General features: G+C 31.4%; 13 protein-coding genes. 10 read left to right on the forward strand and 3 right to left on the reverse strand.

The window, feature by feature from the left end:
- Positions 1–359: 359 nt before the first annotated feature.
- The 5 genes from ACFVRR_RS01680 to ACFVRR_RS01700 all read left to right on the forward strand — a co-directional run bounded on the left by ACFVRR_RS01680 (position 360) and on the right by ACFVRR_RS01700 (position 4,913).
- Entirely contained in the window at positions 360–1,529 is a 1,170-nt protein-coding gene (locus ACFVRR_RS01680) for a CapA family protein (protein ID WP_387324015.1), read from the forward strand.
- A gap of 657 nt (positions 1,530–2,186) precedes the next feature.
- Positions 2,187–2,777 carry an RNA polymerase sigma factor gene (locus ACFVRR_RS01685; RefSeq protein ID WP_387324018.1) on the forward strand — a complete coding sequence of 197 codons (591 nt, stop codon included), beginning with the start codon at positions 2,187–2,189 and terminating at the stop codon, positions 2,775–2,777.
- Entirely contained in the window at positions 2,774–3,235 is a 462-nt protein-coding gene (locus tag ACFVRR_RS01690) for a hypothetical protein (RefSeq protein WP_387324021.1), read from the forward strand. The genes ACFVRR_RS01685 and ACFVRR_RS01690 overlap by 4 nt, the downstream gene beginning before the upstream one ends.
- A 14-nt stretch (positions 3,236–3,249) precedes the next feature.
- Positions 3,250–3,705, forward strand: coding sequence for a hypothetical protein (locus tag ACFVRR_RS01695; protein ID WP_387324023.1), 456 nt, complete (start codon positions 3,250–3,252; stop codon positions 3,703–3,705).
- Positions 3,702–4,913, forward strand: coding sequence for a DUF4097 family beta strand repeat-containing protein (locus ACFVRR_RS01700; protein ID WP_387324026.1), 1,212 nt, complete (start codon positions 3,702–3,704; stop codon positions 4,911–4,913). The genes ACFVRR_RS01695 and ACFVRR_RS01700 overlap by 4 nt, the downstream gene beginning before the upstream one ends.
- Positions 4,914–5,077: 164 nt before the next feature.
- Here the strand turns inward: ACFVRR_RS01700 and ACFVRR_RS01705 are convergent, their stop codons facing one another.
- From ACFVRR_RS01705 to ACFVRR_RS01715, 3 genes are all read right to left on the reverse strand, one after another.
- Positions 5,078–5,743 (reverse strand): DUF2642 domain-containing protein, encoded by a 666-nt coding sequence (locus tag ACFVRR_RS01705; RefSeq protein ID WP_387324029.1) that lies wholly within the window; start codon positions 5,741–5,743, stop codon positions 5,078–5,080.
- A gap of 31 nt (positions 5,744–5,774) precedes the next feature.
- Positions 5,775–7,133, reverse strand: coding sequence for an arsenic transporter (locus ACFVRR_RS01710; RefSeq protein WP_387324032.1), 1,359 nt, complete (start codon positions 7,131–7,133; stop codon positions 5,775–5,777).
- A 247-nt stretch (positions 7,134–7,380) separates the two neighbouring features.
- Positions 7,381–7,710, reverse strand: a complete 330-nt coding sequence (locus tag ACFVRR_RS01715) for a DUF1904 family protein (RefSeq protein WP_387324035.1) — start codon at positions 7,708–7,710, stop codon at positions 7,381–7,383.
- 150 nt (positions 7,711–7,860) lie between these two features.
- On the opposite strand from ACFVRR_RS01715, the gene ACFVRR_RS01720 reads away from it, so the two are divergent.
- The 5 genes from ACFVRR_RS01720 to qoxD all read left to right on the forward strand — a co-directional run bounded on the left by ACFVRR_RS01720 (position 7,861) and on the right by qoxD (position 12,928).
- Positions 7,861–8,550, forward strand: coding sequence for an alpha/beta fold hydrolase (locus ACFVRR_RS01720; protein WP_387324038.1), 690 nt, complete (start codon positions 7,861–7,863; stop codon positions 8,548–8,550).
- A 668-nt stretch (positions 8,551–9,218) separates the two neighbouring features.
- Complete coding sequence (qoxA, locus tag ACFVRR_RS01725) at positions 9,219–10,118, forward strand: cytochrome aa3 quinol oxidase subunit II (protein WP_097975828.1); 900 nt, start codon at positions 9,219–9,221, stop codon at positions 10,116–10,118.
- Positions 10,118–12,082, forward strand: coding sequence for a cytochrome aa3 quinol oxidase subunit I (qoxB, locus tag ACFVRR_RS01730; RefSeq protein WP_387324041.1), 1,965 nt, complete (start codon positions 10,118–10,120; stop codon positions 12,080–12,082). Before qoxA ends, qoxB begins: the two co-directional genes overlap by 1 nt.
- Positions 12,060–12,650, forward strand: a complete 591-nt coding sequence (locus ACFVRR_RS01735; RefSeq protein WP_025672298.1) for a cytochrome c oxidase subunit 3 — start codon at positions 12,060–12,062, stop codon at positions 12,648–12,650. The genes qoxB and ACFVRR_RS01735 overlap by 23 nt, the downstream gene beginning before the upstream one ends.
- A complete protein-coding gene (gene qoxD / locus ACFVRR_RS01740) occupies positions 12,647–12,928 on the forward strand; it encodes a cytochrome aa3 quinol oxidase subunit IV (protein ID WP_069035468.1) in 282 nt (93 codons plus the stop codon). Before ACFVRR_RS01735 ends, qoxD begins: the two co-directional genes overlap by 4 nt.
- Positions 12,929–13,655 lie beyond the last annotated feature (727 nt).

The raw sequence follows: 13,655 nt of genomic DNA on the forward strand, positions 1-13,655 counted from the left end.
TAAGCATTATTAAATCTGTTTAAAAAACAAAAAAATGTTGAACATGTTATTATTTTAATAGTTAAACAATAGGAAAGTCCAATAATTCCCAATTTTTAAAATCCATTAAAGTAAATAATTAATAATAGTTGATTATTTAAAATAAACACTGTAAAATATACTGCTTGTTTGTTGAAAAATGGAAATAACTTAAAATAAGGAATGTCTTAAAGACCAATGGCAGACTAGTATTATTAAGGAACATAATGAGTATTAAGTGATGATAAGGATAAAAATATGAATACATAAGGGTTCTGGATTGTTTTGTCTGTTCCTATACCATACATTCCATTGAATCTCGCTTTACAGGAGAGAAAAAGATGAAAAAAATAATTGTAGTATTAACCTGTTTTTTTGCTTTACTTTACGGGTGTACAAAAAATAATCAAGAGGAACACAAAGTAAAAGAAAATAAACGAAAAACAGAACAGGTTAAAGAACAGAAAGAACCTATAAAGAAACTAAATCAGGTTGTTACAAAGGTGACTGTTGGTGTAGTGGGTGACCTTTTAATTCATAATGAAGTATATGAAGATGCTAGGCTTCCAAATGGAGTATATAACTTTAATAAAATGTTTGATGAAGTTAGAAAAACGATGGAAAAGCCAGATATTTTAGTAGCGAATCAAGAAACGATGATTGGTGGAAAGCAATTCGGATTATCTACATATCCAGCATTTAATAGCCCATATGAAGTTGGAGATGCACTTAAAGGGGCTGGGGTTGATTTTGTAACACTGGCCAATAATCATTCACTTGATCGAGGTGAAAAAATTATACGTAGTGCAATTTTGCATTGGGACGCTATTCATATGCCATATACAGGTGCTTTTAAATCACAAGCAGATCATGACCAAATTAGAGTGATAAATAAAAATAATATTCGATTTTCATTTCTTGCTTACACATTTGGTACAAATGGGATTCCTGTTCCTAAGGGAAAAGATTATTTAGTAAATTTGATCGACCTTGCCAAAATACGTAGTGATGTTGAAAAAGCAAAGAAAGTATCGGATGTAGTAGTAGTTGCCATGCATTGGGGGATTGAATATGAAAGAATGCCGAACAATACCCAGAAGAATCTTGCAAAACAATTGGCTGATATGGGTGTTCAAATTATTATTGGTAATCATCCACACGTCCTACAACCGCCGGCTTGGATCACTGGAAAAACGGGGAATAAAACAATCGTCTTTTACTCATTAGGAAATTTCTTATCAGCTCAAGATGAAATCTATGAGTTAATTGGTGGCATGGGTACAATTGATGTAGTTAAAACTCAATCTGACCAAAATATAAAAATTGAATTGGCAAATCCAAGTTTTTTTCCTACTTATAATTACTATCGTGATAATCGTAATTTTAAAATTATGTCTTTGGAAAATATTAATGATGTTAATCTAAAAAATGGCAAAATGAGATACAACGAAATAATGAACCATATGCGAACAAATATTAAGGATTTAAAAAGTATTTCTGAGGTTCAATAGAGTTTAAAATTTTGGCTAAATACATGTTTTTATAAGCTTTAAATATGTTTAGAAACAATCTTGTCAATTCCACTACAGGATGCTCGCTTTCCATGGGGCGAGAGCTGAGCCTCCTCGGCGAGCTGCGGGGTCTTTAGCCTTCCCGCTTATCCCATAGGAGTCGAGCACCCTTTCGTTCCAATCAACTTATTCATAAAAAATGATTACACTAAAAAACTAAGTTACTATCCTTTACTTAAAGTAGCGTAACAGATTGTTAATCAGTTTACAGTTCAGGTATGATTAAAACGTATTATAAAAATGATTTGAACTTTTGTTTTCTAAAAATATTTTTTAATTCTCAAGAATAAACAATTACTAGAGTTAGTGCTATTATAAAACCGCTCAAAAAATATGACATTTAAAATCATTATTTGTTTAAAAATGAATTATCTTATCAATAAGATTCACTTAATATCAGCTTAACCATTTTATATTTCAACATTCTAAAAGCTTGTTTTTACAAGCTTTTTTTATTGTTTATTAATTAAATACGAGTATTACTCACAAACTATTTTTAACAAAGTGGAAAATCAACTATTCTTCTTTTATTTGAGTAAGAAAGATTGTTAAAAAAATTTTTTAAAAAAATTTATTTTTTTTGCAGGGTTTTTAAATTTGTCTTCGTCTAAAGTTATGGAAGAGGAAAGAGGTGATGCAATGGAGTCGGATGAACAATTAGTAAGGAATATAGTAAAGGGGAATCATCAACTATTTAAGGAATTAATAGTAAGATACCAATCAAAAGTATTTGCAGTAGCATTGAAAGTTTCAAATAATCAAAAGGATGCTGAAGATATTTCGCAAGAAGTCTTTCTCCAATTGTATCGTTCTCTCGAAAACTTTAACGGGGAATCTAGTTTGGCCACATGGATTTATCGAATTACAATGAATAAAGCAATTGATTTTAAAAGAAAACAAGTAAAACAACAGGAAAATGAAACTAGTGATTTACTCTCTACTTTACCAGAGGAGAATTTATTATCACCTGAAGAAGCTTTAATAAAAACGATTGATAAAGAACTTATTCATTCATATTTAATAGAATTGCCACAGGCATATAGCGATGTATTGAAATTATATTATTTTGAAGAACTTACCTATGGGGAAATAGCTTTGAAATTAAATGTAGCCGTTAAAACTGTAGAATCACGTTTGTATCGAGCCAAACGATTAATTAAAGACAAGCATAAAGGAGGGATCATTTGAAACATTTAACTTCTGACCAACTATTATCGTATCAACAAAAGAAGCTTTCAAATAAAGAATCTCTTTTGCTTGAACAGCACTTAAATGAATGTATCTCATGTCAGGCGGAACTTGAACTTTTAAATGAATTAGACATGGAATGGATGAATCCACCTGATTTTCATTTTTCAGATGAGCTAGTGAACGAAATAATGAAACAAACTGAATCAATACAGATAATGGAAAAAACGAATGAAAAGAAATCTAAAACGAATTCAAAAAAAGTTCGCTTAATCCATTTAGTATTGGCTGCTGCAGCAACATTTTTATTCTTCCAATTTCAATTAACTGAACGGATTACCAATTCGAATCGTCACGTTGTACAAACGATTGATCAGACTTCTTCGTTAATTGAAAAAAGTGAAGAAATTAAATTATCAATTCCAATTCCAAAAATTTTGAAAGGAAATAAAAAATAATGGAGGTACAAACTTTGAAAAAACGTAAAAAATTAGTTTATTTATTATCAATCCTACCTGGTCTTGGCCATTTTTATTTAGGATTAATGAGTAGAGGATTGCAGTTTATGCTGTTATTTTTCGGTACAGTATTTTTAACAAATTTAATTTCAAGCTTTGGATTTTTTATACCAGTCATCGTATTTTATAGCTACTTTGATGCGCTTCAATATCATAGTAAATATCGTGAAGACATTGAATTAGTAGATGAGCCAGTCCTAAATCATCAATTTAAATTTAATAAGTTTTTAATTGGTTGGGTATTAATTGGTTTTGGTTGCTTATCATTACTAGAGAACGCTTCTGATTATATTTCTAGACATTACAATATCTTTATTGACTATAATTTAGTACAAAATTTACTAATCAGTATTGTTTTTGTTGGACTTGGTATTAAATTATTAACTGGAAAGTCAAAAAAAGAAGTATGAGGTATTGGAAGGTTGGCACTATAACAGCGGGAATAATATTAATCGCAATTGGTTTGCTATGGTTTCTACAAAATTTTATTTCAATTCCTTATTCGAAGCTTCTAATTAATGCATGGCCAGTTGCTTGTATTTTATTAGGAATTGAAATATTACTATTCAATATAGTAAGAAAAGAAGACACACTTCGTTTTCATGGATTTAGTATTTTTTTACTTATATTAATGATGGGTGTTTCATTACTATTTAGTATTGGTCACCTGTTTATCAAAGAAATAGGTTATACATTCAAATCAAAAAATATTGAAATAAATGATTCGAAAACGGTAACTTCATCAATTAATGAAGTTATTATTAAAGCTAATAATAGTGAAATCAGTGTAAATGGAACTGATTCTAGTGCGGTAAACGTAAATGGTAATATAAGAGTTTCAGATCGTAATAAAAAAGACAGTGAAAAAGTATCTGATTATTATTCTGTAAAAACACTTGGTGATAAAATGATTATCGAGATTCGTAATGATGACAATCAGATTTTCCACTTTGATCATGACAGATCCCAACTAAATATTGATTTACCTAAAAGTATTTTAACGAATATAAACTTAAAAAATGGCTCTGTAAATTTAACTAATAAGGAAAATAAAACAGTGATAAATTCAAACGATGGTCAAATCAATATTGAGAATGTAACTGGAAACTTAGTTGCAAAAACTCGAAATGGTTCAATCAGCTTAACGAATGCAAATTTAAATAGTGATAGTGAAATTGCAACGAATGATGGTGAAATTACAATCAAAAATATTTCTGGATATTTAAATTCCACTACAAGAAATGGTAGCATTTCGATTGAACATGCAAACATAGACGGAACAGGTGAAATAACCACTTATGATGGTGAAATTAACTTAAGTGATTATAAAGGAAAAATTAACGCAAAAACAAATAATGGTGCAATTAATGTTGAGGAAGCATTATTAAATGGTAATAGTAAAATTTCTTCTGATGATGGTGAAATTCAAATCGACCTACTAAAGGATAACAATCTCACAATCAATGCGGAAACAAATGATGGTAGTTTTAGTGGTAATATTGGATGGAAAGTGAAAAACAAAGATGAAAATCATACAAATAAGGCGATGGTTGGAAGTGGCGAACATCAACTTAATTTAAAAACGAGGAATGGATCGATTTACGTAAATAAAGATTAGAAGATTAGAAGATTAAAAGCCCCAGCACATTGCATGGGGCTTTTTTTCCTTAAGACGCATTATATTTTTAGTGTATTTTTAAGGTAAAGCAAGGTGTAGGTTGAATCGCTGTTTTTTCAAAAAAAAAACCTTTAAATACATTTTGTATCAAAGGTTGTATCCAGCTAAGGTAAGTGTACAGATTTTATATGTCCCAGTTTTAGATAAACATTTTGTCCACTCGCAACGGAAAGTTCTATTTGATTATTATCTACTTTATTTAAAAGCCCAATTTTCATTGGATCTGTTCCACCATCGAAAATAACTAACTTTCCAATTTCTTTTTTAAGCTGAGTCTCTAAAGATCTGTGTAAAGGAGTAGTAGATGGATGAACGACGAGAGTCTCATCATTTAAATTGTAAGGAATAATTTTATGGTTATATGGTGTGATCCATTTTAAATGTGATAAAGAAATATACATCGTATGAAATACAGGTGAATAAAAAACTAAATAATCACTCATTACGTTCATAACGTAGCCATGAAAAGTTATATTACCTGTTACATAGATTTCTGAAAATATACCTTTTGCGTTTAGTAAAATTTTACGATAAGAAATTGTCTCCATTTCCTGACTAATGGATGGTTCAATAGGATTTTTTATTTTTTCTTTTAAATCATTATTTTGATATACCATATGGATATGCATCCAAGGGATATAATAATATTTTATGCCGTTAAAAAGCACTAAAATATCTTGTCCTAAATCAGTAAGAATTCCTTCGAATACGACATCTCCAGATAATCTTACAGAGACTTGTTCTCCAAGTAATGTAGATACATCACTCACATAGATCTCCTCCTAGAGGTAAAAGTATTGATTAGTGTGCGAATACTAATTGTACCCAGTAGTATAATAGAAACAATGTAACGATTGTTGTTAATGGGATAACAATTATTGTGACGCCTAAATAATCTTTCCATTTTACTTTAATTTTGTTTTCTTTTAAAATGTGCATCCAAATTAATGATGCAAGTGTACCAATTGGTAATAATAATGAACCCATGTCACTTCCGATGATATTAGCAAGATAAATCGTTTTTAAAGTGATTGGGTCAAGACCCATTTCAGTTAGCGTAATTGTTCCAATCATAAGCGCAGGGTGATTATTAAATAAATTTGATAAAACAGTTACTAAACCGCCCATAATAAAGCTTGCTTGGAATAATCCTTGATTAACGATTGGTTCACATTCTTTTACTAAAAACTCTGTTAACCCAGCATTATGCAACCCATAGATAATTACATACATTGAAAATGCAAAAATTAATATCTGCCAAGGTGTCTTTTTTAAGATATCTGTAGGGGGTGTTCTTAAGTGGTACCATCTCCAAATTAATAAGACTAATGAGCCAAGTACCGCAACTAATTCAATCGGTATTGATAAATAAGATGCAACGAATAATAAACATCTCATTAAAAATACGAAAGCAAGAACTTTTAACATAAATTTTGTACGTTTCTTTTTTGTTTCAACAGAAATTTTTGTTTTTAACGGATGGAAGTTTTTAATAAAGAACGATTCTTCAATATCATCTGTTGAAATTGGTAGTGTCTCAGGTAATTTATTTTTTAGAACGACATACATTAGCGCAGACATAAACATTAACCCTAATGTTGCTGGTACGAACATCATCGCTGTATGCATATATAGAGTCATATGCACAATCTTTAAAGCGATTAAATTTACAATATTACTTACTCCGATCGGCGCACTAGAAGCTGTCGCAATTAGCGCTCCTGATAATAAATATGGAATTTTTTGGTGTGGTTTTAGACGAAGATTTTTTAATAGAAGGATTAAGATTGGAGTTGTAATAAGAATACTGCCATCATTGTTAAAAAGTAATGTCATTAAAAAGCATAGTAGTTGGATATACCAATATAACCGATAACCCGAACCTTTTGCCAATGTAACTAATCGAGCTGCTGACCAATGAAAGAACCCGAAGCTTTCTAAAATAACGGCCATAACAATTGTTGCTATAATGGTAATTGAAGCTCCACCGATTTTCGTTATAATGTCATACAAATCGTGTCGAGTAACAATTCCAGTTACTAGAATGATTATAGCTCCAACTGAAGCAGGCCATGCTTCATGAATTCCTTTTGGTCTCCAGAATATGACAGCCATTGTCATAATGAAAACAAATGCTGTCATTGCAATTTCAAAATTCATTCTTATTCACCTTTCCCTAATCGGTAGTATTTTTTTGTGTCCTACTTGTCCGATTAATATACTAATATTCAATTTTACTAATCATGTACTTAGTCAGTTGACCATTTTTTTTAGTTTGTATCTTTGTCCACATAGTTGAAATGTCCCGAAATGACACCGTCCTATAGGTACACATACCCAGGAAATATGGATTTTCCCAAAAAAAAAGATCAGTTGCTACGCTGATCTAAATTATATCGGAATATCATTATGAAAATTTCTTCCCATTTAGATAATAACAATCTTCTTCATATGTAATAAAAGCAATTTCAAATTCAGGAATGGTCAAAGTGTTAATATGTTTTTCGATTGTAGCCGCGAAACGATCTCTTGTTTCACCGCCACGTTCAAACCACCTTACTTCAATGAATGGAAAGCTTTCTACAATTTCACCATTAAAAATTGAAGTTGAATGGATACAATCAATTGTAAAATTATCAGTTCCACATTCACAAATCACTGCGAGTTCTTCGATTAAAGACTTACTAATTTTGCAAATATCATCAGTTGAAATCCCTTTAATTAATAATTGAGGCATAAATGTCCCACCTTTTTTTCTCCCATTATAACTTAAAAATTAAATAAGTTTAATTTTTTCTAAATAGGGTTTTACTAAGTTTACATTGAATATATTTATTTGGCTTTGTGTAAAAAACAAAGATCAAAAAAATATGAAAAGGTGAAATGGATGAAAACAATCGTTATCTGTCACGGAATGAGCTCAGGGGGCTGGGCATGGAAAGAGGTAAAAATAATATTAGAAAAAGAGGGTCATACAGTATATACACCTACAATGACTGGTTGTGGGGAAAGGTTTCATTTAGCGAATAAAGAAATAGATTTAAACACTGCAATAAATGACATTGTTAATGTGATTCATTATGAAAATTTACATAATATTGTTCTAATTGGTCATAGCTATGGTGGTGCAGTAGCTTCAGGTGTAGTTGATCGAATTCCAGAATTAATTGATGAAGTTATCTATTTAGATGCGATGTTATTAAATGATGGTGAGGCAGTTGTTAATTTGTTTCCAGATGAAATAGTAAATTTCCTTCAAGGTTTGATTGATACAAAAGGTGAGGGTTGGAAAGTTCCAGTAGTAGATGAAGATCGATATGATCATCGTCAAACTGATCATCCTCACAAATGTTTTAAAACACCGCTTAACCTTAAAAATAAGGAATTAGACAATATTAGAACTTCCTATATTAATTGTACAGAAAAAGAACAAAATCCATTTTATTATGGAATTTTTCGATCTGTAGACCGTGCAAAGGAAAGAGGGATGACAATACATAATTTGAAAGTTGGACATATACCTAATATTGAAAATCCAACTTTGATTGCACAGTTCTTAATGAACATATTATCTTGAACAATTGTTATTTAGATTATTTCTATGTATGAAAAAACCAATAATTGGTATTGATAATCATTTTCATTTATGGTAATCTAAGATTAATAAAAGAAGTTTAAGAAATAAGCCATTGTTTTTCTTAGTTCTTCGTTTGTATGCACAATAAAATGTGGAATGCGACCCTAGAACCCCCCAAAACCCTGAAGAAGAGAAGAACGCGCTAGGACAGTAGTTTTTCTCTTCACCAAATGAATAACCCTGTTTTTTGACGCAGATCATTCTGCGTTATTTTTTTGTGTGAAAATACAGATTATTTCGTGAAATTCCATAAAAAATATTATACTAATTTACTAATGTGAAAGTTTCGAAATGTGAACAAAAAGTTAATCAAAATCTAATATTTGTCTAAAATGTGAACGTTGTGAAGAAGTGAGCAATCGTGTTAAACCATTGATATATATAGGTTTAAAAGAAAAAATCATATTTTCAAATATGTCTAAAATGTGAACACTCTTTTTTTCCTTTCAAAATGGAAATTAATTGTTTGTTTTTTTAATTAAAGTATCTTACTATAACTGTGGACATTGTTTGTCATTTTGGTGACAATTTATAAAAATACTTATCTAAGAAATAATTCAAAAAAACTATTTTGAACTTTTACTTACGTTATAGGAAGGAAGAGCGAAATGAAAAAATTTCTAATGGGCATGATGATCATGCTGGTTGCATTAGTAATGGGTGCTTGTGATAAGATTGCAGTTCTTAATCCAAAGGGTCCTGTTGCTAAAACGCAAGCGGACACGATTATCTTCTCGATGTTGATGATGTTAGGAGTTTTACTAGTAGTTTACATTCTTTATATTGTTATTCTATATAAATATCGTGCTAGTAAACTTCCAAAAGATTACGAACCGCCTCATGAAGAGGGAAGTAAAACACTTGAAATTATTTGGACTGTCATCCCAATCATTATTGTTGCGGTTTTATCAGTAGTAACTGTTAAAACAACAAATGCGGTTGAGAGTGTACCAAAAGGTCATGAAAATGATAAACCACTTGTTATTTATGCAAGTTCTTCAAACTGGAAATGGCATTTCTCTTATCCTGAACAAGGAATTGAAACTGTTAACTACGTAAATATTCCAACGAATAGAAATGTAGAATTCAGACTTTATTCATTCGGTCCTATTACAAGTTTTTGGATTCCACAATTAGGTGGACAAAAATATGCAATGAGTGACATGGTAACTAAATTAAATTTTGTTGCTTCTAATGAAGGTTCTTATATTGGTAAGAACAGTAACTTCAATGGTAAAGGCTTTGCTGGAATGGAATTTGAAGTACTAGCAATGAATAATAAGGATTTTAACGGCTGGGTAAAGGACGTTAAAGAAACAGCTCCTGCTTTAACAGAAACAGAGTTTAATAAATTACTAAAAATTGAGCATTTAGGTAGAAAAACATATACTTCGACTCATTTAGGATTTAGACCAGCTCCAGAAGGAAAAAATGCAGGACATCAACATGGTTCTATGAAGGATTCATCTGATCACCATGACATGGATAATATGGAGGGGATGAAATAATGGGTTTTAAATGGGATCACTTTTTTGTAACAGGTGAACCAATGATCTATGGCGCAATGGTGAGTATCGTTGTTGTATCGCTTGCTATTGTAATTGGTTTAACCAAATTTAAAAAATGGGGTTATTTATGGAAAGAATGGTTAACAACAGTTGACCATAAACGTATCGGTGTAATGTATATTCTGTGTGCATTATTAATGCTATTCCGTGGTGGAGTAGACGCATTACTAATGAGAGCACAGTTAGCAGGACCAGATTTAAAAATATTAGATGCACAACATTATAATGAAATTTTTACAACTCACGGCTTAATTATGATTCTGTTCATGGCGATGCCTTTCATTATTGGATTAATGAATATCGTTATTCCTTTACAAATCGGAGCTCGTGACGTAGCTTTCCCTTACTTAAATGCAGTAAGTTTCTGGTTATTCTTTGCAGGTGCAATGCTTTTAAACTTAAGCTTTGTTATCGGTGGATCACCTGATGCTGGTTGGACAGCTTATTTCCCACTAGCTAGTAAGGAATTCAGCCCAGGCGTTGGGAATAACTATTACGCTATTTCGCTTCAAATCGCTGGTCTAGGTACTTTAATGACTGGTATTAACTTTATCGTAACAATTTTAAAAATGCGTGCTCCAGGCTTGAAATTAATGAAATTGCCTATGTTTACTTGGAGTATTTTAATTACAAACGTTATTATCGTATTCGCATTCCCAGTATTAACTATAGCTTTAGCATTAATGATGTTTGATCGTGAGTTTGGTACTCAATTCTTTACGATGGCACATGGTAATGATATGCTTTGGGCGAACTTATTCTGGATTTGGGGACATCCTGAAGTTTACATCGTTATTCTTCCAGCATTCGGTATATACAGTGAAATTATAGCTACTTTCTCAAGAAAGAATTTATACGGATATAAGAGCATGGTTGTTAGTATGATCGCCATTTCTGCTCTAAGTTTCCTTGTGTGGGTTCACCATTTCTATACGATGGGTCAAGGTTCTGTTGTAAATGGCTTCTTTAGTATTACAACAATGGCAATTAGTATACCAACCGGTGTTAAAATCTTTAACTGGTTGTTTACATTAAGAAAAGGTAAGATCGAATTTACCGTTCCAATGCTGTACTCACTAGCATTTATTCCAATCTTTACAATCGGTGGGGTTACAGGTGTAATGCTAGCTATGGCAAGTGCTGACTACCAATATCATAATACGATGTTCTTAGTTGCTCACTTCCATTATGTATTAATTCCAGGTACTGTTTTTGCGGTAATCGCAGGATTCTACTATTGGTTCCCTAAAGTATTTGGTTTCAAATTAGATGAAAAAATTGGTAAGATTACGTTCTGGACAATTATCGTTAGCTTTAACGTAACATTCTTCCCATTATTCTTATTAGGATTAAAAGGTATGACTCGTCGTACTTATACTTATAGTGCAGAGTCAGGTTTCGGTCCATTAAATATGATTGCTACAATTGGAGCTGTAGGGTTAGCAATCGGATTCTGTTTACTTGTTTACAATATTTATTACAGTGTACGTTACGCACCAAGAGAAACAACTGGTGATCCATGGAATGCAAGAACATTAGAGTGGGCTACAAGCAGTCCAATTGCTCCTTATAATTTCGCAGTTATTCCAAAAGTTGATTCTTTAGATCCATTCTGGAAAGCTAAAAAAGAAGGTAAATCATTACTTGAAGGTGAGATTACAGATATTCATATGCCAAGTAATAGTGGTATACCATTCATTTTAGGGGCAGCATTTATGGCATTTGGTTTCTTCCTAATATTTGAATGGTGGGTTCCAATGATTGTATTTGCAGTTCCTATCGCACTTTGCTTAATTGCACGTTCTTTCCAACGCGATCATGGCTTCCATATTCATAAAGAAGAAATTATTGAAACAGAGAAAAAATTACGAGGTGATCACTATGAGCAGCAGGCCTCTGTATAGTCTAGGTGAAGAAAGTTCTAATAAGATTCTAGGCTTCTGGATATTTTTAGGAGCTGAGATTGCTTTATTCGGAACATTGTTCGCAGTTTACTTCACTTTAGCAAATAACACTGGTTCAGCACCTACTCAAAAAGAATTATTTGAGATGAAAGGTGTAATGATAGAAACATTTGCCCTATTAACAAGTAGTTTTACGATTGGTTTAGTCGTAAACGCAATAAAATTAAATCACAAAAAAGCTTTTATAAGCTTCCTTGTATTAACACTAGCTTTAGGAGCAGTCTTCCTAGGAGTAGAGATTACAGAGTTCTTTACTTATGTTCATGAAGGTGCAACAATCCAAAGTAGTGGAGCATTATCAGCATTATTCGTATTATTAGGTACTCACGGTGCCCACGTATCATTCGGTATGTTATGGGGTATTGCAATCTTAATTCAAGTTTCTCGTGAGGGAATTACAGAAACTACAGCAAACAAAACATTTATTTATTCATTATACTGGCACTTCTTAGACGTAGTATGGATCTTTATCTTTAGTTTTGTTTACGTGAAAGGACTGATTGGATGAGCGCATTATTCCCTAAGCATCAAGTGGTTGGCTTCATCCAATCACTTGTTCTAACAATCATAGCTTTAAGTGTTTATTATTTAAATTTACCGTTTAATGTATCATTTATTATTTTAATTGTAACTGCATTATTACAAGGCGGTCTTCAGTTAATTGTTTTCATGCATATGAATGAAAATGAAAATAAAGGAGTATTATATATCAATTTGGGTTACGCAGTATTTATTGCAGTAGCAATTGTTTTCGGTACTCTTTGGACATTAATTTGGGGTATGTAATAGTTAAAAGCTCTTCGATATTCGAAGAGCTTTTTAATATGTTGAAAAAAAGTCTTGTCAATTAATTATCAAATTTTCGTAAAGGAGTAGAGTGATGTTGATTTCCATTACAGGATGCTCGCTTTCCATGGGGCGAGACCTGAGCCTCCTCGGCTTGCCTGCGGGGTCTCAGCCTTCCCGCTTATCCCATAGGAGTCGAGCATCCCACCATTCCAATCAACTTATTCATCCAAAAAAGTCTGCAATAAATCCTAATCAATTAGCCTTTACTTAGATAAACCTAACAGTTATTTATTAATCAGTTTGTTTGTCAAATAATATCGAACATTAATTAAATTAATCAATTGAATTTGTTTTTCTAAAAGTTAGCTCATAATTTTTAAACTTCTAAAAAAACACTTCTATTGTTATTGGAATCATAAATTGCTAAAACACATTAATATTTAAAACCATTAATTATCATCAAAAAAATGATAATTTCATCATTAAAAATGTTCATTTAATGTCAGTTTTCCCTATAGACCAATTTATATTTCAACACTCTGAAAAGCTCTTCTAAATTCGAAGAGCTTATTTTGCTATTTTGAAGATAGATTTTTGATTTTCTTACACAACTTAAAGCAAGTTCGTTTTAATTAAGAAAAATAAAAAGGGGTAAATCATTTAGATAGCAGGTCGATTTGTATTAAATGTAGAAGTAAGTAATTGAAAATATTTAGGTTATGCT

It is taken from the genome of Gottfriedia sp. NPDC057948, assembly GCF_042887255.1.
Classification (GTDB): domain Bacteria; phylum Bacillota; class Bacilli; order Bacillales; family Bacillaceae_G; genus Gottfriedia.